Source organism: Actinomadura fibrosa (assembly GCF_900659615.1).
GTDB classification, from domain to species: Bacteria; Actinomycetota; Actinomycetes; order Streptosporangiales; family Streptosporangiaceae; genus Spirillospora; species Spirillospora fibrosa.
The window spans coordinates 1-21,220 of sequence record NZ_CAACUY010000044.1 but is presented as its reverse complement, the minus strand read 5'-3'; the positions used below and the strand labels follow the sequence as shown (position 1 = coordinate 21,220).

Here is a 21,220-nt window from a genome sequence, read left to right as displayed (position 1 = left end):
CGCTTTGCTCATAGCCTGTGGCTATCGAAACGAGTGCTCTGATGACTTGGAACTCTCAGACCAGGTAGACGTACCGTGCGCGGGTGGCTATAGCGATACCTGCGATCTACCGATCGACCGTCGGCAAGAAGGCCGTCATGGCCGTGACCGGCGCCATCCTGGTGCTGTACCTGGTCGCCCACATGATCGGGAACCTGAAGATCTTCCTGGGCGCGGAGGACTTCAACCACTACGCGCACTGGCTGCGGACGATGGGCGAGCCCGCGGTCCCGCAGCGCACGATCCTGACGCTCATCGAGGTCGTCCTGTTCGTGTCCGTCGTGCTGCACATGTGGTCGGCGGTATCGCTCGCCCGCCGCGCCGCCGCGGCCCGCCCGGCGAAGTACGAGGCGAGGAAGCGGTCGCACGCCCACGGCTACGCCACCCGCACGATGCGGTACGGCGGCGTCATCATCGCCCTCTTCGTCATCTGGCACCTGCTGGACCTCACCTTCTTCGTGGTGAACCCCAAGGGCGGCGACGCGTCCCCGTACGACCGCGTCCTCGCCGACTTCGACCCGTCCCGCTGGTACATCACCGTCTGGTACGTCGTCGCCCTCCTGCTCGTCGGACTGCACCTCAGCCACGGCGTCTGGAGCGCCTTCCAGAGCCTCGGGCTCCGCACGCCCCGCAACGAGCGCGCCCTGCGGACCCTCGCCGCCACCGTCGCCGCCGTGGTGACGCTCGGCTTCATCTCCGTGCCCGTCTCCATCACCTTCGGATGGGTGAGCTGACCATGAGCATCCCGAGCGACAGCTTCTACAAGTCCGGCGAGCCGATCGCCGACACCAAGGCCCCGTCCGGGCCGATCGAGGACCGCTGGACCACGCGCAAGTTCGAGGCCAAGCTCGTCAACCCCGCGAACAAGCGCAAGAAGAAGATCATCATCATCGGGACGGGCCTCGCGGGCGGCTCCGCCGGCGCCACCCTCGGCGAGGCCGGCTACCACGTCCTCCAGTTCTGCTTCCAGGACAGCCCGCGCCGCGCCCACTCCATCGCCGCGCAGGGCGGCATCAACGCCGCGAAGAACTACCGCAACGACGGCGACAGCGTCCACCGCCTGTTCTACGACACGGTCAAGGGCGGCGACTTCCGCGCCCGCGAGTCGAACGTCCACCGCCTCGCCGAGATCTCCACGCAGATCATCGACCAGTGCGTCGCCCAGGGCGTCCCGTTCGCCCGCGAGTACGGCGGCCTGCTCGACAACCGCTCGTTCGGCGGCACCCAGGTCTCCCGCACCTTCTACGCGCGCGGCCAGACGGGCCAGCAGCTCCTGCTCGGCGCCTACCAGGCCCTGATGCGCCAGGTGGACGCCGGGAACGTCGAGCTGTACCCGCGGCACGAGATGCTCGACCTGATCATGGAGGACGGCCGCGCCCGCGGCGTCGTCGTCCGCAACCTGATCACCGGCGAGATCAAGCACCACACCGCCGACGCGGTCGTGCTCGCCTCCGGCGGCTACGGCAACGTGTACTTCCTGTCCACGAACGCGATGGGCTCGAACGTCACCGCCTCCTGGCGCGCCCACCGGCACGGCGCCCTGTTCGCCAACCCCTGCTACACGCAGATCCACCCGACCTGCATCCCCGTCAGCGGCGACCACCAGTCCAAGCTGACCCTGATGTCGGAGTCGCTCCGCAACGACGGCCGGGTCTGGGTGCCGAAGAAGGCCGGCGACGAGCGCCGCCCGTCCGACATCCCCGAGGACGAGCGCGACTACTACCTGGAGCGCATCTACCCGTCGTTCGGCAACCTCGTCCCGCGCGACATCGCGTCCCGCGCCGCGAAGAACGTCTGCGACGAGGGCCGCGGCGTCGGCCCCGGCGGCCTCGGCGTCTACCTCGACTTCGCCGACGCCATCGACCGCCTCGGCCGCAAGACCGTCGAGGCCAAGTACGGCAACCTCTTCGACATGTACGAGCGCATCACGGGCGAGAACCCGTACGAGACGCCCATGCGCATCTACCCCGCCGTGCACTACACGATGGGCGGCCTGTGGGTCGACTACGACCTCCAGTCCAACGTCCCCGGCCTGTTCGTGATCGGCGAGGCGAACTTCTCCGACCACGGCGCCAACCGGCTCGGCGCGTCCGCCCTCATGCAGGGCCTCGCGGACGGCTACTTCGTCCTGCCGAACACCATCGGCGACTACATCGCCCGCAACGACCTCGGCGCCGTCGCCCCCACCGCGATCGCCGAGGCCGAGACCCGCGTCACGTCCCAGATCGAGAGGCTGCTGTCCATCGACGGCGACCGCACCGTCGACTCCTTCCACCGCGAGCTCGGCCACATCATGTGGGAGTACTGCGGCATGGAGCGCACCGAGGAGGGCCTCCGCAAGGCGCTGGAGCTCATCCCCGCGCTGCGCAAGGAGTTCTGGGAGCGCGTCAAGGTCACCGGCAAGGGCGAGGAGCTCAACCAGCAGCTGGAGAAGGCCGGCCGCGTCGCCGACTTCCTGGAGCTCGCCGAGCTGATGGTCATCGACGCCCTGCACCGCTCGGAGTCCTGCGGCGGCCACTTCCGCGCCGAGAGCCAGGACGAGGACGGCGAGGCCAAGCGCGACGACGCCAACTTCTCCTACGTCGCCGCCTGGGAATGGGCCGGAGAGGGCGCGCAGCCCATCCTCCACAAGGAGGCCCTCGAGTTCGAATACGTCCACCCGACGCAGAGGTCGTACAAGTAACCATGAAGCTCACACTGCGCGTCTGGCGCCAGAGCGGCCCCCAGGACAAGGGCCGGATGGTCGAGTACAAGCTCGACGACATCTCCCCCGACGCCTCGTTCCTGGAGATGCTGGACGTCCTCAACGAGAAGCTCATCGCCTCCGGCGAGGAGCCGGTGGCCTTCGACCACGACTGCCGCGAGGGCATCTGCGGCATGTGCTCCCTCGTCATCAACGGCGACCCGCACGGCCCGGAGCGCGCCACCACCACCTGCCAGCTCCACATGCGCAAGTTCAAGGACGGCGAGGTCATCGACGTCGAGCCGTGGCGCGCCAAGGCGTTCCCGGTCATCAAGGACCTCGTCGTCGACCGCTCGGCCTTCGACCGGATCATCCAGGCGGGCGGCTACATCAGCGCCCCGACCGGCACCGCCCCCGAGGCCCACTCGACGCCCGTCCCGAAGCCGGACGCCGACCGCGCCTTCGAGGCCGCCGAGTGCATCGCCTGCGGCGCCTGCGTCGCCGCCTGCCCCAACGGCTCCGCGTCCCTGTTCCTCGGCGCCAAGGTCACCCACCTCGGCCTGATGCCGCAGGGCCAGCCGGAACGCTGGGACCGCGTCGTCTCCATGCTCGACACCCACGACGCGGAGGGCTTCGGCGGCTGCACCAACACCGGCGAGTGCACCGCCGCCTGCCCGAAGGAGATCCCCTTCGACGTCATCGGCCGCCTGAACCGCGACTACCTCAAGGCGACCGCGGGCGGCAAGAAGAAGTAACCCGCCAGGAGACAACCCGCAGCCCCGCGAAGCCCCGCCCGGACCCGTCCCGGACGGGGCTTCGCCGCGTCGAGGGGCAGGGCTTCGCCCACGCCTGGCCGACCCATGCCGACGTCACCGGGCCCCTTGCCCCCGCCCCCCGCCCGGCCCACCATGCGAAGCATGGGCATTGAAGGCGTTGGCAAAGAACTGCCGGACGACTCACCCGAAACTCCAACGCCTGAAAGCTCATACCCGCCGGACCTGAGTGTGGAAGTCCAGCGGGACGACTCCGATGAGATTCAGTACGAGGTCCAGACGAAGATCGACGAGACGATCGAGCCCGTGCCCGACGAAGATGCGCCTCAAGGCCAAGACCCCGACGACTTGGCCGAGCCTACGTCGGACCGCCCCAGCCCAGGTGCGGCACACGAGGCCGAGGATCAAGTCGACGAGGCGCCCGCGGACCAGAACGTCGAGGTCGAACGTCAGAAAGAGGTCGAACGTCAGAAGAAGCTCGTCGTCGAGCTGCTCAAGATGATCCTGCCTGGGCCCGTCCGCGATGGACTCACCATCGCCGACGCCCTCGTCAGAGCATATGAAGCCCATGATGCCAACGAGGTCGCCGAGGCGGTGGCACACTCCCTGACCCGCTTCTTCATAGGCGCCGGGTTCACCGTCCTCGGCTTTCCCGCCGTTACGCCGCTCGCCCTCTTCGTCATCGATGAGCTGCTCGAACCTGCCGCTTCTCCCGCAGAGGACGCTGGTGGAGACCTGGACGAGGTCCTTGGCGGCACCAGGGAACTCGTCGCCGTGTACGGCGCCCCCGCGGACCTTGCGGATCTCCAGGCAGTCCTGCCGCCGTTGGCCGGGCCGACCTTGAATCATCTCCTGGCCGCGCACATTCCCGGCTCTGACGACCTGGACGCCGTCGACGCCGTCCTCCGTCACCCGGACGGGTCAGAGGTCGTCCTCGCGTTCCGCGGAATCCATCACTTCGAGGTCACGCGGGACGAAGATCAAGGTCAGCCGACACTGGGCGACTGGGAGGCCACGTCAATCGACCCGCACAGCGGACCGTGGCCACCGGGGTACACCCCACCGAAGGAAGCCACGGTCGATCCGCCCGAGGAGCTTCTCTGGCTGCGGACGAGCTGGCCGGTGAGGCTCGACGTCGTCGCGGAGCTCGTCGCGATCCATCGCAGCGAGCATCGCGACGGCGCTTCCGGAGCGCAGCACCATCCGACCCAGTTCAGCGGGCAGAATCCCCACGGTGCACCATGGGGAACCATGACGATCACCCTGGTCCCCTACCACGCGGACGAGCTGCTGCCGAGCGAGAGCTTCCCCCTCACCGGCGCCCAACTCACCACGATCACCCGCGATCTGCCCCAGGGCGACATCTGGAAGAGTCTGGCCTTCCTGTACGAGCCCGTCGCGGAGGAGGTCGCCGCGCAGCTCCGCAGAGGCGTGACACCGAGGGTGGTCTCGGGCGACTGCACGGTGTCGGAGGCGGTCGTCGCCGGCGTCCAGCGCGCGGGCAAGGACCCCTCGATCGTCTGGTTCGACGCGCACGGCGACGTCCACACGCGGGCGAGCTCGGCGTCCGGCTACATCGGCGGCATGCCGCTCCGGCAGATCGTGGGCGCGGACCCCGAGCTGCTGGCCGATCCCCTCGGCGTTCGGCCCCTGTCGGAGGACCGGGTGCTCCTGGTGGGCGCCCGCGACCTCGACCCGCCGGAGGTCGACTACCTGGCCTCCTCGCAGATCGGCCGCTGCACTGTCAACGAGCTGGACGCGTCGCTCCTGCCGGAGGGTCCCGTCATCGTGCACATCGACGTGGACGTCGTCGACAGCCGCCACGTCCCCGGCCTGCGGTTCCCCGTCCCGGACGGCTGCACGCCCGACGAGCTGTCCGCCGCCCTTCGCCGCCTGACGGCCACCGGCCGCGTCGTCGCCCTCGACCTCGCCTGCACCTGGCACGACCCCGAGGGTGACGACAACACCGCCCGTTCCCAGCTCCTCACCGACCTCCTGGCCCCCTGACCAGGCGTCGGTTTCGACTTCAGGCGACCTTCCACGATAAGGAATTCCTGTCCTGGATCGACAGGTGCCATCAGATCAATAAGGAATAGTGCCAGGGCACCATATTCGACCATAAGCCCGCTCCGTCGTCCCGGCCATACATCAACCAAGACCGCGTTCATCAAGGTCAACGGGGTGCGGTTGGCGGCACTAGAGCCTGAGGCTCACCAATGAGACTTCTCATCTCATTGCCCCTGCCCGCTTTTCCGTCCGCACACTTGATCTTGGGACTGTAGTGTTTCCCGCGCCATTCGACATCTGCTGGGACGCGCCGCCCGGAATGGGACGGCCACGCTCCCGCGGAGACCCCCTGAAGGTGAGGAAGGCACGTTGAAACGACGTTCCAGGGCGGTGGTGGCCATGGCGGCCACCGCGTTCGCCTGCATCGTCACGGTCCAGTCCGCCCTCGCGGACGCCACGGACCCCGCCACCGTGACGCGGGTGACCGGTACCAGCCCGCTGCCGGCGGGCTGCGGGCTCGCCGAGGGCGACGGGTATGTGCTGAACCCGAACACCGAGGTCCAGCCCATGGTGGCGCGGGACCCGAAGCGCCCGGGACGCCTCGTCGCGGTGTACCAGCAGGACCGGTGGAACCGGTACGGCGGCAACGGGACGGGCGTCGCCGTGTCCGACGACAACGGCGCGACCTGGCACCGGTCGGCGAACCGGCCCGCGTTCTCCCGCTGCACCGGCGGCACCGCGGCCAACGGCGGGGACTACGACGTCACGACCGACCACTGGGTCACGACGACGCCGTCCGGTACGGCCGTGGCCGCGTCGTTCTCCCTGTCCCGTACCGGTGAGACGACCGCGATCCTGGTGTCGCGGTCCGGTGACGGCGGCGAGCACTGGGACGCCCCGGTGACCCTCCAGCGCGACGACGACCCGCAGTACTTCAACGACCGTCCGGCGGTCACCGCCGACCCGTACCACCCGGGCACGGTGTACGCGGTCTGGGACCGGGTCGACACGCAGGCCTCGGGTGACTGGACGCAGCCGGTCTACCTGGCGAAGTCGACCGACGACGGACGCACCTGGACCACGAAGAAGGTCTACGACTTCCCCGCCAACAGCGGCGCCATCGGCACCGAGCTCGTGCCGATGGCCGACGGGACGCTGCTGATCGGCATGCACCACGAGACCAACACCACCGCCGCCACCCAGGTCATCCGCTCGACCGACGGCGGCGCCACCTGGTCGGCCCCGACGCTGAACGCGGCGGCGCCGTTCGCGGTCGGCACCAAGATCCCGGACCCCGACAACTCGGGCGACCCGGTACGGAACGCCACGCTGCCGCTGCTGGCGGCCCAGCCGAACAGCAAGGTCGTGAACGCGGTCTGGCAGAGCCAGGACGCCGACGGCACCTTCCACGCCGCGTACGCGCGGTCCGCCGACGCCGGGCGGACCTGGTCGACCCCGGTCCGCGTGGACAAGACGCCCACCGGTTCGGCCGCGGTGCCGGCGATCGCCGTGTCGCCCGGCGGCACCGTGGCGATCACGTACTACGACTTCCGGAACAACACGTCCGCCGCCACCCTGCCCACCGACTTCTGGGCCGTGACCTGCGCCGCGAAGGACTGCACGAAGCCCGGAGCGTGGCGCGAGCGGCACATCGAAGGCCCGTTCGACGCGCGGAAGGTGCCGCCGACGAGCTCCGGCCGGATGCTCGGCGACTACACCGGCCTGGTTTCGACCGGTTCGGGCTTCGTGGCCGTGTACGGCGTGGCCACCGGCGACGCCGCCAACCCGGTCGACCTCCACAGCGCGACCTTCTACAACTGATCCACCCGGACGCCGCCCGCCGGCGCGAAGAGCGCCGGCGGGTGGCGTCCGCGTGTTTCCGGCGGTGCGCATGAGTTGCTGAGGAACTCGCGCGGACGAGGAATCATGAGCTGCATGACCCTCCAGCAGCACATGCGCCAGGCGGGCGAACGCGCGCTGACGTCGTTCCCCGAGAAACTGCGTCCCGACATCTACGTGGTGTCGCTGCGGATCTCGCACGGCGAGTACTCGACCGTCCACGAACTCTGGGACTATCCGTACGACCCGTACATGGCCATCGGCTACAACACCGAGGCCGAGGTCAAACGCAATCTGGACGCGGCGTCGGACCCCGATCCCGGCGAGATCCGCTGGAGTTACGCCTACTTCCTTCTGGACGAGTCCGGCCCGATAGGCCATCACCCCGATGACCCGACCGGAACGTCCCTCTATCTGGACGAGGTCAAGAGCCGAGACCTCTGGGACGAGAACGACCCCACGGATGAGCAGTTAGAACGCCTCTACGCCCATTTCGACGAGGCCTGCGTCGACGTGGCGCGCCACCTCCACGCCAGCGGCCTCGTCGAGGAGGTGATGGGACGTCCGGTCCCCATCGTGCTCTTCGACATGTTCCGTCCGGAACTGGAAGTCGAACTGACCAGGGCAGCCAATCCATCGCATCTGATCAGCGACTACACGGCCTTCCAGGAACAGCCCTGACCGCACCCCGTGGTGCGGGCGTTGTGGTCAGTCGTCCTGGACGGGGGTCAACGAGACATTGTCCAGGTACATGCGGTAAGAGGGGCCGTCCGTGCCGAGCTGAAAGCCGAGCCGGCGATCGCTCGCGGTCGCGTAGACCGCGACGGGAACCTCGAAATGCCGGGTGCTCGTGCCCAGCTCGATGGGGTGTTCCCAGTAGGGGATGTAGAGGCCCTCGTAGGTGTAGACGCTCGCGTCGATGGTGACGTCCCGGGTGGCCCGGGCGTCGAAGGAGAGCTTGTAGAGCTGGTACCCGGTGAAGGACAGGCCAGGGTAGACCACCGAGCGGTCCCAGGGATTGACGACTCCGCCCGGGAGCTCGCCGAATCCGCCCGAGGGCACGGAGGCCTCCAGTTCCCCGTCCGTCACGGAGATGTCGGCGTCATTGCCGTACCAGGGGTTGCTGCCGGTGTCGAAAGTGCCGTTGCTCAACATCTCGGACGGCGCCTGGTCCGCCATGGCCGCCGCGCCGGTGCCGGAGACGGTGCCCGCGGCGACGAGTACGGCCAAGGTCATGGTCGCGGTGGTACGGCGCAGAACGCGCATCGGGGGGTCCTCTCTGGATCATCACCGGGGCCGCCCTGACAGCCACCCCTGTTTCTTGATCACCGATCAAAGCACTCGTGAACTCAATTCACAAGAGTCGATGGGCTTTGGCCGGATCTGTAGGGAGATTGACCTTCTGGTCACTGTCGCCGGGGCGGGGCGATCGAGCAGAGTGACCGGGTGTTCAGACTCTCTCGACCGCACCGGGCGTGGGCGGTGGCGGCGGTCGCGTTCGTGGCGCTGGTGGGCGCGGCGGGATTCCGCGCGACCCCCGGGGTGCTGATGGTGCCCTTGCAGGACGAGTTCGGCTGGTCGCGGGCCACGACGTCGGCGGCGGTGTCGGTCAACCTCGTCCTGTACGGGCTGACGGCGCCGTTCGCGGCGGCGCTGATGGACCGGTTCGGGGTGCGGCGGGTGACGGCGGCCGCGCTGGCGCTCGTGGCCGCGGGCAGCGGGCTCACCGTGTTCATGTCGGCGAGTTGGCAGCTCGTCCTGTGCTGGGGCGTGCTGGTCGGGCTCGGTACCGGCTCCATGGCGATGGTGTTCGCGGCGACGGTGGCCGGACGGTGGTTCGTCCGGCACCGGGGCCTGGTCGTCGGTGTGCTGACGGCGGGCGGCGCCGCCGGGCAGCTCGTCTTCCTGCCGCTGCTGGCCTGGCTCGTCGAGGTGAGCGGCTGGCGGGCCGCGTCGGTGACGGTCGCCGTCGCCGCGCTGGCGGTGGTCCCGCTCGTCGTCCTGGTGATGCGCGAGCGTCCTGCTGACGTGGATCTCCTCCCCTATGGCGCGACGGTCGCCGAACCGGATCCGCCCCGTACGGGGGACGCCGCCCGGACGGCTCTGCGGGCCCTGTCCGGAGCGTGGCGGACGAAGGCGTTCTGGCTACTCGCCGGTGGGTTCTTCATCTGCGGTGCGTCCACGAACGGTCTGGTCGGCACCCACTTCATCCCCGCCGCGCATGACCACGGGATGCCGGAGACGACGGCGGCGAGCCTGCTGGCCCTGGTGGGCGTGTTCGACATCGTGGGGACGGTGGCGTCCGGGTGGTTCACCGACCGGCTCGACAGCCGTGTACTGCTCGGCTGGTACTACGCTCTGCGCGGCCTGTCGCTGCTCGTACTGCCCGTCCTGTTCGCCGATTCGGCGCACCCGAGCATGCTCGTCTTCGTCATCTTCTACGGCTTGGACTGGGTCGCGACCGTCCCGCCCACGATCGCGTTGACCCGCGAGGTGTTCGGACCGTCCCAAGGGACGATCGTGTTCGGGTGGGTGTTCGCCGCGCACCAGCTCGGTGCGGCCGCCGCCGCGACGGGGGCGGGAGTGCTCCGTACGTCGTTCGGCTCGTACACGCTCGCCTGGTGGGGTGCGGGAGTGCTGTGCCTGTTCGCCGCCGGCATGTCGATGTCGATAGCGCGCGCTCCGTCGGCGCCCATGAAGGCGCCCGAGGTGCCGGAACCGTCCGGGGCCGTCTGAGGCGTTTCAGTCGTGGACGAGGTTCTCGACTCCGGCCGGCAGGCTGCCTGCCAGCCCCGCCTCGACCAGGAAGGTCTCCAGGACGTCCTGAAACGCTCTCGCGGCGTGGGTGAGCTCGACATCCTTGCGGTGAGCCAGGGCGATGGTCCTGAGGAGGCCAGGGCCGTGGTGACCGCGGCGAGGAGGCTCGTCGTCCTTGTCAGCCAGGACGAGCGGCGTTCCGCGCAGGCCGGGCCGTCCGGCGAGGACCATGCTCGGGACGACCGCGATCCCTAGTCCCGCCTCGACGAAGCGCAGGACGGCGTCCATCTCGCCGCCTTCGACCGCGAACTTGGGCTCGAACCCGGCCGCCCTGCAAGCACTGATGGTCGCCTCTCGCAGGTCGTAGCCCGACCGGAACATCACCAGCGGACGGTTGCGCAGATCCTGGATCCGCAGATAGGAACGGCGCGGCATCTGCGTCGCCTTCGACGAACGCTCCTGAGGGTTCTTCACCTCCGGGCCTGCCGGGGCGGCTACCACCAGGTACTCACGCAGTATCGGAGTGGTGTCGAGGGGCGGATCCCCATGCAGCGGGAGGATGACCAGCGCGAGGTCCAGGGAACCTCGGGTCAGCTCCCGGACGAGGTCGCGGGAACCACCCTCCTCGACCATGAGCTGAATGCCCGGGTAGGCGTCATGGAAGCGGCGCAGGACGTCCCCTAGAAGGCCCGCACACAAGGACGGGGTCGCGCCCAAGCGCACCCGTCCGCGCCGCAGACCGGCGAGCTCCTGGACCTCCAGGCGGGCGGTGTCGACATCGGCCAGGATGCGCTTGGCCAGCGGCAGCAGGGCCTCCCCGGCGGGAGTCAGCGTGATGTTGCCCCTCGCCCGGCTGAACAGCGACACGTTCAGCTCGGTCTCCAGCGCGCGGATCTGCTTGGACAGCGAAGGCTGCGCCACGCGCAGGAGCTCCGCGGCCTGCGTGAAGTGGCGTACCTCCGCGACCGCGACGAAGTAGGCGAGCTGCTGCAACTGCATCCTGCACAGAGTACGGGCCACGCTCCGGCGTACTCGCAGGCACCTCGGACGTCCGGTGCGCGGTTCATCTGGCGTGGCGGCGGAGGGCCTCCAGGTCGTGGACGATGACGCTGCGCCGCCCCGTCTCGATCCAGCCGTGCCGCCGGAGGGTGCGCAGCGCCTTGCTCACCGCCTCGCGGGACGCGCCGACCCAGCCGGCCAGCTCCTCCTGCGACAGGCTGAGCGTGATGCGGACGCTCCGCCCGCCGCCCTTGTCCGCGCCCCGCGGCTCGTACGGGACGCCGAACCGCTCCGCCAGCTCGACGAGGCGCTGCGCCACGCGTCCCGTGGCGTCGAACATGCCGAACTCGACGCGCTTGCGGTCGGCGTCGCGCCAGCGCTGGCACAGCATCCGCATGATGAGGATCGAGACGCGGCCGTGCGCCTGGAGGAACGCCATGAACTCGTCGGCCGTCACGGCGAGGGCCCGCGCCGGTTCGAGCGCGGCGACGGTCGCCGAGCGCGGCAGCCCGTCGATCGCGGCGACCTCCCCGAGCAGCGCGCCCGCCCCGCGGACGGCCAGCAGCGCCTCGCCGCCGTGCTCGCGATAGGAGAACGCCTTCACCCTGCCCTTCAGCAGGACCGCCACCCAAGCCGACTGCTCCCCCTCGACGAAGAGGGTCTCCCCGCGGTCGAACTCGCGGATGCGGCCGCGTGCTTCCAGGTCGTCGCGTTCCGCCGCGGTCAGCTCGGCGAGGAACGAGCCCGGCTCCAGGGCGCTCATGCACACCACGCTAAAGGGAACGCAGCGCGACCGGGGACCTGGCGAAGAATCACGAATAAGTCACGCGTTCTGTGCACTTCTCCCTATTGGGCGGGGACGGGACGCGGGAGGGTGGGGGACGGCGTGTGCGGCCGAAGGCCGCCCAACGGCCACGGCGTTCTGGGGAACGGCGGTACGGCGGGGGGCGGTCCGGGGGCACGCCCCCCGCCGATGACCGCGGTCACGCCCGCCGGGTACGGCCGCGGCCACAGGAACGCCCCTTGCCGCCGGGGCGGCGAGGGACGCTCGATGGTGCGCGGAGGGCGCACGGCGGACGCGCGCCCTCCGCGTCGACCTCGGAGTGGAGCGCGCCCCGCAAGGGAAAGCGCGTCCTGCAAGGGAAAGCGCGCCCTCCGGGACGGAAGGCGCGCGTTCCCCGCGGGCGGAAGGCGAATACTCAGGCGGAGGGGGTGCCCTGCCCCTTCTTGACGATGCCGAGCTTGCTGCCGAGCCACACCACCGGGTCGTACTTGCGGCCCACGACCCGCTCCTTCAGCGGGATCAGGGCGTTGTCGGTGATCTTGATGTGCTCGGGGCAGACCTCGGTGCAGCACTTGGTGATGTTGCAGAAGCCGAGGCCGTGGTCCTGCTGGGCGATGTCGCGCCGGTCGGCGGCATCCGCCGGGTGCATCTCCAGCTCGGCGATCCGCATGAGGAAGCGCGGCCCGGCGAACTCCGGCTTGTTCTCCTCGTGGTCACGGATGACGTGGCACACGTTGTTGCAGAGGAAGCACTCGATGCACTTGCGGAACTCCTGCGAGCGCTCGACGTCCACCTGCTGCATGCGGAACTCGCCCGGCTGGACGTCGCCCGGGTCGAACGCGGGGATCTGCCGGGCCTTCTCGTAGTTGAACGACACGTCGGTGACGAGGTCGCGGATGACCGGGAAGGTGCGGACGGGCGTCACCGTGATGGTCTCGTCCGGCTCGAACGTGGACATCCGCGTCATGCACAGCAGGCGCGGCATGCCGTTGACCTCCGCGGAGCACGACCCGCACTTGCCGGCCTTGCAGTTCCACCGGACGGCCAGGTCGGGGGCCTGGGTCGCCTGCAACCGGTGGATGATGTCGAGGACGACCTCGCCCTCGTTCACCTCGACCGAGTAGTCCTTGAGCTCACCCTTGCCCTCGTCGCCGCGCCAGACCCGGAACTTGGCCTCGTAGCTGCTCATCGGTCGCCCTCCTCGTTCTCCTCGACGGCGCCCGCCGCGCCCGCGGCCGTGGCGCCCGCGGCCGTCGCGCCGCCCGCCGGGGCCTCTCCGGTCCCACCGGTCTCCCCGGCCTCGGCCGCCACGTCCGCGGGCAGTTCCTCGGCGGTGAGGTACTTCTTGAGCTCGTCCGTCTCGAACAGCCCGATCAGGTCGTCCCGCATGGGCTCCATGGGCTGGCGCTTGAGCTCGACCCGGGGGGAGGACGGGTCGCCCGCCAGCCGGCAGACCAGGTTCACCTTGCGCCACTCCGCGGACATGCCCGGGTAGTCGTCGCGGGTGTGGCCGCCGCGGCTCTCCTGCCGCTCCAATGCCGCCTTGGCGACCGCCTCGGAGACGAGGAGCATGTTGCGCAGGTCCAGCGCGAGGTGCCAGCCCGGGTGGTAGCCGCGTCCGTCGTTCACCGCGACGGGGTCGACGCTCACGTTCGCGACGCGCTCACGGAGCTTGTCGAGCGCCGCCAGGGCCTGCTCCAGTTCGCCCTCCTTGCGGATGATGCCGACCAGGTCGTTCATGGTCTGCTGCAACTCCGCGTGGACGGCGTAGGGGCTCTCGCCGCCCTTGCGCTCGAACGGGGCCAGCGCCTCGGTCGCCGCCGCGTCCAGGGCCTCGTCGGACACGGTGGGCCGCGCCGCCAGCGCGTCCACGTACTCGGCCGCGCCGAGCCCGGCACGCCGTCCGAAGACCAGGAGGTCGGTCAGGGAGTTCCCGCCGAGCCGGTTGGAGCCGTGCATGCCGCCCGAGCACTCGCCCGCGGCGAACAGGCCCGGGACGAGCGCGGCACCGGTGTCGGGGTCGACCTCCACTCCGCCCATGACGTAGTGGCAGGTGGGTCCGACCTCCATCGGCTCCTGGGTGATGTCCACATCCGCCAGTTCCTTGAACTGGTGGTGCATCGCGGGAAGCCGGCGCTTGATCTCCTCGGCCCCACCGGGCATGCGCCCCACGACGGTGAGGAAGACGCCACCGTGCGGCGATCCCCGTCCCGCCTTCACCTCGGAGTTGATGGCGCGGGCGACCTCGTCCCGCGGCAGCAGCTCAGGAGGACGCCGGTTGTTGTCCGGGTCGTCGTACCAGCGGTCGGCCTCCTCCTCGGTGGTGGCGTACTGCGCCTTGAACACCTCGGGGATGTACTCGAACATGAACCGCTTGCCCTCGGAGTTCTTGAGGACGCCGCGGTCGCCTCGCACCGACTCCGTCACGAGGATGCCCTTGACGGACGGCGGCCAGACCATGCCCGTGGGGTGGAACTGCACGAACTCCATGTTCAGGAGCGTCGCCCCCGCCAGGAGGGCCAGCGAGTGCCCGTCCCCCGTGTACTCCCAGGAGTTGGACGTCACCTTGAACGCCTTGCCGATGCCGCCCGTGGCGAGCACCACCGCGGGCGCCTCGAACACGACGAACTTCCCGGTCTCCCGGACGTAGGCGAACGCGCCGCTGATCCGGTCCCCGTCCTTGAGGAGCCGCGTCACCGTCGTCTCGGCCCACACCTTGAGGCGGGCCTCGTAGTCGCCGTGCTCGCGGTGGTCCTCCTGCTGGAGCGCCACGATCTTCTGCTGGGCCGTGCGGATCAGCTCCAGGCCCGTCCGGTCGCCGACGTGCGCCAGCCGCGGGTACTCGTGCCCGCCGAAGTTCCGCTGGCTGATCTTGCCGTCCTTGGTGCGGTCGAACAGCGCGCCCCAGTGCTCCAGCTCCCAGACGCGGTCCGGCGCCTCCTTGGCGTGCAGCTCCGCCATCCGCCAGTTGTTGAGGAACTTGCCGCCGCGCATGGTGTCGCGGAAGTGCACCTGCCAGTTGTCGTTGGGGTTGACGTTCCCCATCGCCGCGGCGGCGCCGCCCTCCGCCATCACCGTGTGCGCCTTGCCGAACAGCGACTTGGAGATGATCGCCGTCCGCTTGCCCTGGAGGCGGGCCTCGATCGCCGCCCGCAGCCCGGCGCCGCCGGCGCCGATCACCACGACGTCGTAGGCGTGCCTCTCGATCTCAGTCATGATCCCTTGGCCTCAGTTGAAGATGCGCAGGTCGTTGATGGTGTTGCTGGCCACCAGCGCGACGTACAGGTCGGCCACCACGAGGGAGCCCAGCGTGATCAGGGCGTACGTGCCGTGCCGCTGATTGATCTTGGAGACCCAGCCCCACATCCGGTACCGGAAGGGGTGCTTGGAGAAGTTCTTCAACCGCCCGCCGACGATGTGCCGGCACGAGTGGCACGACAGGGTGTAGAGCCAGAGCAGGACCACGTTCGCGACGAGGATGACGGTGCCGAGGCCGATGCCGAACCCGCCGTCCTCGCCGTGGAACGCGCGGACCGCGTCCCAGGTGTTGATGAGCGAGATGAGGAACGCGGCCATCCAGAAGTAGCGGTGCAGGTTCTGGCCGATGAGCGGGAAGCGCCGCTCCCCGGTGTACTTGCTGTGCGGCTCCCGCACCGCGCACGCGGTGGGCGCCGCCCAGAAGGAGCGGTAGTACGCCTTGCGGTAGTAGTAGCAGGTCAGGCGGAACAGCAGCAGGAACGGCAGCGAGATGGCCGCGAACGGGATCCACCCCCGCGTTCCGGACGGCAGGAACGTGCCGAACTCCGCCGCGTCGCCCGTGTGCCCGTCCACCGTGACGTTGTTGCAGATGTCGTTCAGGCACGGCGAGTAGAACGGCGTCAGGTAGTGGTACTCCGGGACGTAGAAGGCGGAGCCCCAGAAAGCCCGGACCGTCGCGTACACCACCCACGCCGTGAAAATCACGAACGTGGTGATGGGATAGAGGCGCCAGTTGTCCTTGCGGAGCGTACGTTCCTTGATCTGGGCGCGCGATTTGGCCGGCGCCTCCACAGTGCTCATCGATCGCTCTCCTGAGCTCGGGTCGTGTCCCCGTACCACGGTTGAGCGCACCCATGCGGCCACCGCATGCGGCCGTCGCGCCTCGGCCGGAGGCCTGCCGCATGCGGGCGGTGACGCCTCGTGTGCGCTTCCAGCGAAGCGACCTTACGCCACCCGCCAGGCACTGTGACATACATAACAGCCAGACCCGCATGTGACCCTGACCACAGACTTTAGCGGGGAAAACCGTCTACGGCACCGTACGCTCCCCATAACCAGTTGTTATGGCCCAATGGAATCGAGACGAGCACAGCACGGCATGACCCACCGGCCACTCCCCCTCGGATCCACCCTCCGAAGCACACGGTCACCGTCCGCGCACAAGGAACCCACCCCTCGCAAGAGACGGCGAGGAAAGCCTCAGGCGTCAGGCCCCCGCTCGGCGGCCGAGGCGAGGTAGGCGCCGACGGTACGGGCGAAATGGGCCTCGGCCTCACTGGTGCGGCCGTTGCCGTACACGCGCAGCAGCTCGGCGAGCTCGGGGAACCGCTCGTCGATCAGCGCCGCGGCGGCATCGATCTCGGACGCCGAGGCGACCTCGCGCAGCAAGGCTTGAACGAGCCGGGCAGTCGACTCAGAGGTCCCCCTCGCTCCCCCAGCCTGCTCACCGGACACCGGAACGCCTCCCGAACGCCCCGCGGGCACCCGCTCGGACGACCCGGTACGCAACCCCGCCGCAGTCGCCGCCGACTCAGCGCCGATCTCCCGCAGGCGCCTCTTCACCTCCGCGGCCGGCATCTCGTCGAACGCCGGATCGGCGGCGAGCTCCTCGGCGGCCAGAAGACGGTGCAGCACCACCGGATTGCTGATCTTGGCGCGCTGGCCGGACATGAGCTGGGACAGCATCGGCGCCGACAGGCCGAGCACACCGGCCAGCCCGGACTGCGAAAGGCCGAGCCGATCGAGGAGCCTGCGCACGCGGTCGCCCAGCGGCTCCCCGTACCACTCCGTCTGCAACGCGCGGTTACGGACGACGGTGTCCTCGGCGACGCCCACGACCCACCTCTCCACGTGAGGACTAATCCCGCATTACCGGTCAAAGGTCATGCCCACATGAAAGCCCTTGACGATTAGCGACTGCAAATGCTAGCTTCGCAACTGCACACGCAAACAGGGTCTCCACCGCCATGATGGCACGAGAGTCGACGTTTGCATATGCGACAAACCGGAAGGACGACTCATGCACAAGGCACACCGCCCAGCGACCGCAGCCCTACTCCCTACCGGCTACACCGTTTTCCACGACGACGAAGACGAACCCGGAAGCGGGCACGGCCCCCGCACACCCATAGGCAGAACAAGCCTCAGACCCGCTGATCCCGTGGCACAGCAGACCTCCAACTCCCCCATAGCCGCCGACACGAAGGCAGACATCAAAATGACGACCCAGCAACGCAGCAACAACCCAGCCACGCACACCGTCCGCTCAACCCCACACGAGCCGACCACCACACCCCACCTCCCCAACGTCCCTCTCCCAACTCCCCCACCCGGCCCGTTCCGCCTACCTACAGCTCCTGCACGCCTCCACAAAAGGCCCCTTGCTCCACCCCGGACGCGCCCCACCATCTCTTCCCACGCGCTAATCCCTCCGCTGCCCCACGCCCCTCACCCACCTCCACAAACGACCCTCGCCCCGGACCCCACGCGCCCCTCCCCGCCACCCTCACACGACCCACATCCGCCCCCCGATACAACCGCCCGCCTCCCTCACACACCCCTCGTCCCCCCACCAGACGCCGCCCACTTCTCCCACACACCCCTTCATCCACCACCAGACACCAGCTCCCGTCTCCATCCCCCCGCCCCTCGCCCGCCCCTCGCCCGCCACCGGACGCCACTGCCCTCGCCCCTCGCCCCTCGCCCCTCGCCCGCCATCAGACACCGCATTCCTCTCCCCTCCCACGACCCTGGCGCCACCGGACGCCGCACCCCTCTCGCCTCCCACGACCCACGCCGCCACCGGACGCCGCACCCCTCCTCCCTCTCACGACTCTCGCCCGCCACCAGACACCGCCGCCCTCTTCTCTCATACGACCCTCGCCCGCCACCGGACGCCACCGCCCGCCTCCTCCCCCGGCCTCGTCCTCCACCAGATGCCGCCTCGCTTTCCCTTCCAGCTCAGGGCACACCGGCCACCGCCCTCAGAACTCGTGCATCCCCATCGAAAGGCATGGCTCCATGCACGCACACGAACAGCAACCGCCCGGGCTGACACCGCCGCGTGCGAAGTGGCGATGCGACATAGTCAGTCCGCGCTGCCACCAGAACGTCGTCGATCGCGGATCGTTTGGGCCACGATCTTGGCGGTTACCTGCAAGGGACCGGTGTCATGGCTGGTACGGCTCAGAATGATCGCGCCCTCGAACGCGGCCAGTACATAGACCGCCAAGTCCTCCGCCGGCTCGATCCCCTCCATGGCGAATCGGCGCGCCGTCGCCGCCCGCCAGCCGGCGAACACGTCCGCGCACGCATGCCGCAATGGCTCACTGGTACTTGCCGCCTCCAGCGCGACAGTCGCTATCGGGCAACCGTCGCCCCATCCTGACTTCTCCAAGGCATCAACGCTCAGCTGGAAGAAGTCCAGGACGGCGTCGGCCGCGTCCCCGTCCGCCCGTCCGTACACCAGGTCGAACAACCGCAGGTAGCGCGTACCCGAGTGGGCGACCGTCTCAACGCCCAACTGTTCCTTACCGCCAGGGAAGAAGTGGTAGAGCGACCCCCACGGCGCCCCCGCCTCCGTCGTGATCTGCTTCAACCCCGTCGCGGCGTATCCCTGCTCCCGAAACAACTGCGCAGCCGCCTCCAGGAGCCGCGTCCGTGTGTCTGATCCCATCCCGGCAGCCTAGTCCTTGCCCTAACTAGATCGATCTATCTAGGATCCGCGACATGATCCGTACCGCTCGCCATGGCGCCGTCCAAGTGATCACCCTCGACCGCCCCGACCGTCGCAACGCCGTGGATGGTCCCATGGCCACAGCTCTCGCAGAGGCCGTCGATAACGCCGAACACGACGACGATGTTCACGTCCTCGTCCTCACGGGCGCCGGCGACACCTTCTGCGCCGGCAACGACCTGAAAGCCATGGCCGCTGGCGACTTCCCGATGCCCACCGTGGACGGCCCTCCGCCCATGCGGGTCACCCGTACCCCACCGGCCAAGCCGATCATCGCCGCGATCGAGGGCTACTGTTTCGGCGGCGGCTTCGAGCTCGCTCTGTGGGCCGATCTCCGCGTCGCGTCCACGACCGCCGAGTTCGGCACCCTCAACCTGACCCACGGGCTCCCCTGCTTGGACGCGGGCACCGTCCGTCTTCCTCGCCTCATCGGCCAGAGCAGAGCTCTCGACATCCTCCTGACCGCCCGCCGTGTCTCCGCCGACGAGGCCCTCGGCTACGGCCTCATCTCCCGGCTAGTCGATCCCGGTCAATCCCTGGAACACGCCTTGCACATGGCCGATGCCATGGCCTCCCTGCCACCCGGAGCCCGGGATGCCGCCCGCCGGTCCGTCCTCGAACAATGGTCCCTACCCGAGCACGAAGCAACGCAGAACGAAGCCCGCCTAGCCCTGACCCCTCAAGCAACCGAACCCCCCCCCCGATCCAACCACCCATAACCCCGCACTCAGCCCGCCCCACTCCACACTCGCCCCCATACGCGTCCCCCGTCCCGTATCCGCCCCCCTTTCCGTCCTCCACTACCGCTCGCCTCTTCCTCCGGCCCGCAAGCACCCAACCTTGCCCCAATCCGCACTCACCCCCGTCCTCCATCCGCCCTCAGCCCTCCGCCAGTCCCGCACTCAACCTCGCCCCCAGTCCCGCACTCGGCCCTGCACTCGGCCCTGCACTCAGCCCCGCCTCAGCCCGCGCTCGACCTCGCCGCCCATCCCACCCTCAGCCCTGCACGCAACCCCGCCCCACTCCGTCGCACTCAACCTCGCCGTCCGTCCCGCTTCTCGACCTCGTCCTCCGATCCGCACTCAGTTCCGTCTCAGCCCGACGTTCCGTCTTAGCCCGACCTCGACGCCCGTCCCACACTCAGCCCTGCACGCAACCCCGCCCCACTCAAACTTCGCCCTCCATCCCACACACGGCCCGGCCCCAGTCCACGCTCGGTATTGCTCCCAGTTCTGCACACAGCCTTGCCCCAGCCCTGCGCGCGACCCGGCCCCAACTCTGGACTCAGCCCCGTCCTTGCCTCGCGCACCAGCTAGGAGGCCCTCCACATGTCCGTCCCCTCCCCTCCGGCGTTCCCGTGTCCCCTCGTGCAAGCCCTGCCGCAACTCCATACGCTCTCCGCGCGTCCAAACTCCGCCACAACTCGTGCGCTCCCGGCGCGTCCAACCCCCCGCGAAGCCATACGCTCTTCGGGTCCAAGCTCTCCACCATTTGCGCGTTCTCGGCGCGCCCAAGCCGCTTCACCTCTCTACGCGCTCTCACGCTCGTGGCCTCCCCGCACCCTCGGCTCAAGCCCTCGCCTATCTCTGCGCGCGTCCACATCCGGATGCTCCGCGCGCGAGAGCACCCTCTACCTCCAAGCTCCTTTGCATCTCCGCATGCCCTTCTGGACCTCCGCGGTACGCGTCCAAAATGCCCTCGCCCCGCACTCTGGCGCGTCCGAGCCCATTCACTTCTCCGCGCCCGCTCGCATGCGAGTCTCTTGCGCAACTCCGCGCACATCGTCACGTCCATGCCATCGATGGCCCCGAAGCCGCCGGCGCTCCCGAGGCTCACGCCGTCTGCGCATCGGCGCGGCTCCGCCAAAGCGCTGCACGATCGCTGCGCAGCACCCCGCGTGCACGCCGCTCCGCATCTCGGCGCAGCCCCCAACATCCCAAGTCCCATCCCCCTTCGCGCATATCCCTCGGCTGCGGCTTCGGTCCTCCGTGCGGCGCCCACGTCCGAGCCCATTCTTCTTCGCACAACATTCCTCGGCCACGCCTCTGGGCCTCCGCGCGGCGCTCACGTCCGAGCCCATCCCTCTTCGCGCACGTCCCTCGGCCGCGGCTTCGGCCCTCCGCGCAGCACCCCACGCCCGAGACCCTGCGCGTCGTCCCGTAGCACTCCGCGTCCGAGGCCCTCCACGTCGTCGCGCAGCGTCTCGCGGCCGAGGTCTTGCGCCACTACGCAGCACCCCGCTCCTAAGACGTCATCTCATTTGGTGTGTCGGCGGTAGCCTGCCGTTCGTGGAGATGGTCGAGCGGTTGGTGCCTGAGGAGTTGTGGGAGCTGTTTCAGCGGGTG

The 21,220-nt window shown here is 69.2% G+C and carries 17 protein-coding genes; 8 read left to right on the top strand and 9 right to left on the bottom strand.

All coding sequences use genetic code 11. The features are described 5' to 3' along the window. Positions 1 to 83 precede the first annotated feature (83 nt). Genes E1300_RS17645 through E1300_RS17635 form a run of 3 tightly spaced genes read left to right on the top strand, consistent with a single transcriptional unit; the run spans position 84 to position 3,477 of the window. Positions 84 to 773: a succinate dehydrogenase cytochrome b subunit gene (locus E1300_RS17645; RefSeq protein WP_131758107.1), complete on the top strand. Its 690-nt coding sequence runs from the start codon at positions 84 to 86 to the stop codon at positions 771 to 773. Further along, on the top strand, positions 761 to 2,722 hold the full coding sequence (locus E1300_RS17640) for a fumarate reductase/succinate dehydrogenase flavoprotein subunit (RefSeq protein ID WP_242619209.1): 1,962 nt from the start codon (positions 761 to 763) through the stop codon (positions 2,720 to 2,722). The genes E1300_RS17645 and E1300_RS17640 overlap by 13 nt, the downstream gene beginning before the upstream one ends. 2 nt (positions 2,723 to 2,724) lie before the next feature. Further along, on the top strand, positions 2,725 to 3,477 hold the full coding sequence (locus E1300_RS17635) for a succinate dehydrogenase/fumarate reductase iron-sulfur subunit (RefSeq protein WP_131758106.1): 753 nt from the start codon (positions 2,725 to 2,727) through the stop codon (positions 3,475 to 3,477). A gap of 228 nt (positions 3,478 to 3,705) precedes the next feature. Here the strand turns inward: E1300_RS17635 and E1300_RS50095 are convergent, their stop codons facing one another. Further along, positions 3,706 to 4,407, bottom strand: a complete 702-nt coding sequence (locus tag E1300_RS50095) for a hypothetical protein (RefSeq protein ID WP_165502885.1) — start codon at positions 4,405 to 4,407, stop codon at positions 3,706 to 3,708. Positions 4,408 to 4,746: 339 nt separating this feature from the next. Here E1300_RS50095 and E1300_RS50090 point away from each other — a divergent pair, with 339 nt between their 5' ends. The 3 genes from E1300_RS50090 (at position 4,747) to E1300_RS17620 (ending at position 8,022) form a co-directional block, all read left to right on the top strand. Next, the gene (locus E1300_RS50090; protein WP_165502884.1) at positions 4,747 to 5,502 is read left to right on the top strand and encodes an arginase family protein; all 756 of its coding nucleotides are present in this window, start codon (positions 4,747 to 4,749) and stop codon (positions 5,500 to 5,502) included. A 369-nt stretch (positions 5,503 to 5,871) separates the two neighbouring features. Beyond that, complete coding sequence (locus E1300_RS17625; RefSeq protein WP_131758104.1) at positions 5,872 to 7,323, top strand: sialidase family protein; 1,452 nt, start codon at positions 5,872 to 5,874, stop codon at positions 7,321 to 7,323. A gap of 114 nt (positions 7,324 to 7,437) precedes the next feature. Beyond that, positions 7,438 to 8,022 (top strand): hypothetical protein, encoded by a 585-nt coding sequence (locus E1300_RS17620; RefSeq protein ID WP_207399805.1) that lies wholly within the window; start codon positions 7,438 to 7,440, stop codon positions 8,020 to 8,022. A gap of 27 nt (positions 8,023 to 8,049) precedes the next feature. Here E1300_RS17620 and E1300_RS17615 read toward each other — a convergent pair whose 3' ends face one another. Next, positions 8,050 to 8,577 (bottom strand): carbohydrate binding domain-containing protein, encoded by a 528-nt coding sequence (locus tag E1300_RS17615; RefSeq protein ID WP_165502883.1) that lies wholly within the window; start codon positions 8,575 to 8,577, stop codon positions 8,050 to 8,052. A gap of 210 nt (positions 8,578 to 8,787) precedes the next feature. Here E1300_RS17615 and E1300_RS17610 point away from each other — a divergent pair, with 210 nt between their 5' ends. Then, on the top strand, positions 8,788 to 10,077 hold the full coding sequence (locus E1300_RS17610; protein ID WP_131758102.1) for an MFS transporter: 1,290 nt from the start codon (positions 8,788 to 8,790) through the stop codon (positions 10,075 to 10,077). A gap of 6 nt (positions 10,078 to 10,083) precedes the next feature. Here the strand turns inward: E1300_RS17610 and E1300_RS17605 are convergent, their stop codons facing one another. The 7 genes from E1300_RS17605 to E1300_RS17575 form a co-directional block, all read right to left on the bottom strand. Continuing rightward, positions 10,084 to 11,097: a LysR family transcriptional regulator gene (locus tag E1300_RS17605; RefSeq protein WP_131758101.1), complete on the bottom strand. Its 1,014-nt coding sequence runs from the start codon at positions 11,095 to 11,097 to the stop codon at positions 10,084 to 10,086. 64 nt (positions 11,098 to 11,161) lie between these two features. Continuing rightward, positions 11,162 to 11,860, bottom strand: coding sequence for a Crp/Fnr family transcriptional regulator (locus E1300_RS17600; RefSeq protein WP_131758100.1), 699 nt, complete (start codon positions 11,858 to 11,860; stop codon positions 11,162 to 11,164). A 436-nt stretch (positions 11,861 to 12,296) separates the two neighbouring features. Then, positions 12,297 to 13,070, bottom strand: a complete 774-nt coding sequence (locus tag E1300_RS17595) for a succinate dehydrogenase/fumarate reductase iron-sulfur subunit (protein ID WP_131758099.1) — start codon at positions 13,068 to 13,070, stop codon at positions 12,297 to 12,299. After that, positions 13,067 to 15,097, bottom strand: coding sequence for a fumarate reductase/succinate dehydrogenase flavoprotein subunit (locus tag E1300_RS17590; protein ID WP_242619208.1), 2,031 nt, complete (start codon positions 15,095 to 15,097; stop codon positions 13,067 to 13,069). Before E1300_RS17590 ends, E1300_RS17595 begins: the two co-directional genes overlap by 4 nt. Before the next feature lie 12 nt (positions 15,098 to 15,109). Further along, entirely contained in the window at positions 15,110 to 15,940 is an 831-nt protein-coding gene (gene sdhC, locus E1300_RS17585; protein WP_131758098.1) for a succinate dehydrogenase subunit SdhC, read from the bottom strand. A 399-nt stretch (positions 15,941 to 16,339) separates the two neighbouring features. Beyond that, positions 16,340 to 16,975: a helix-turn-helix domain-containing protein gene (locus E1300_RS17580; RefSeq protein ID WP_131758097.1), complete on the bottom strand. Its 636-nt coding sequence runs from the start codon at positions 16,973 to 16,975 to the stop codon at positions 16,340 to 16,342. Positions 16,976 to 18,227: 1,252 nt separating this feature from the next. Next, a complete protein-coding gene (locus tag E1300_RS17575; RefSeq protein ID WP_131758096.1) occupies positions 18,228 to 18,815 on the bottom strand; it encodes a TetR/AcrR family transcriptional regulator in 588 nt (195 codons plus the stop codon). Positions 18,816 to 18,868: 53 nt separating this feature from the next. Between E1300_RS17575 and E1300_RS17570 the strand changes: the two genes are divergently transcribed. After that, complete coding sequence (locus E1300_RS17570; protein ID WP_131758095.1) at positions 18,869 to 19,594, top strand: enoyl-CoA hydratase-related protein; 726 nt, start codon at positions 18,869 to 18,871, stop codon at positions 19,592 to 19,594. Positions 19,595 to 21,220: the final 1,626 nt, after the last annotated feature.

Coding starts and splice junctions, on each gene's coding strand:
- E1300_RS17600 (WP_131758100.1), bottom strand. CDS start 11,860: ATGAGCGCCCTGGAGCCGGGCTCGTTCCTCGCCGAGCTGACCGCGGCG.
- E1300_RS17635 (WP_131758106.1), top strand. CDS start 2,725: ATGAAGCTCACACTGCGCGTCTGGCGCCAGAGCGGCCCCCAGGACAAG.
- E1300_RS17595 (WP_131758099.1), bottom strand. CDS start 13,070: ATGAGCAGCTACGAGGCCAAGTTCCGGGTCTGGCGCGGCGACGAGGGC.
- E1300_RS17570 (WP_131758095.1), top strand. CDS start 18,869: ATGATCCGTACCGCTCGCCATGGCGCCGTCCAAGTGATCACCCTCGAC.
- E1300_RS17615 (WP_165502883.1), bottom strand. CDS start 8,577: ATGACCTTGGCCGTACTCGTCGCCGCGGGCACCGTCTCCGGCACCGGC.
- sdhC (WP_131758098.1), bottom strand. CDS start 15,940: ATGAGCACTGTGGAGGCGCCGGCCAAATCGCGCGCCCAGATCAAGGAA.
- E1300_RS17575 (WP_131758096.1), bottom strand. CDS start 18,815: ATGGGATCAGACACACGGACGCGGCTCCTGGAGGCGGCTGCGCAGTTG.
- E1300_RS50090 (WP_165502884.1), top strand. CDS start 4,747: ATGACGATCACCCTGGTCCCCTACCACGCGGACGAGCTGCTGCCGAGC.
- E1300_RS17620 (WP_207399805.1), top strand. CDS start 7,438: ATGACCCTCCAGCAGCACATGCGCCAGGCGGGCGAACGCGCGCTGACG.
- E1300_RS17605 (WP_131758101.1), bottom strand. CDS start 11,097: ATGCAGTTGCAGCAGCTCGCCTACTTCGTCGCGGTCGCGGAGGTACGC.
- E1300_RS17640 (WP_242619209.1), top strand. CDS start 761: ATGGGTGAGCTGACCATGAGCATCCCGAGCGACAGCTTCTACAAGTCC.
- E1300_RS17590 (WP_242619208.1), bottom strand. CDS start 15,097: ATGACTGAGATCGAGAGGCACGCCTACGACGTCGTGGTGATCGGCGCC.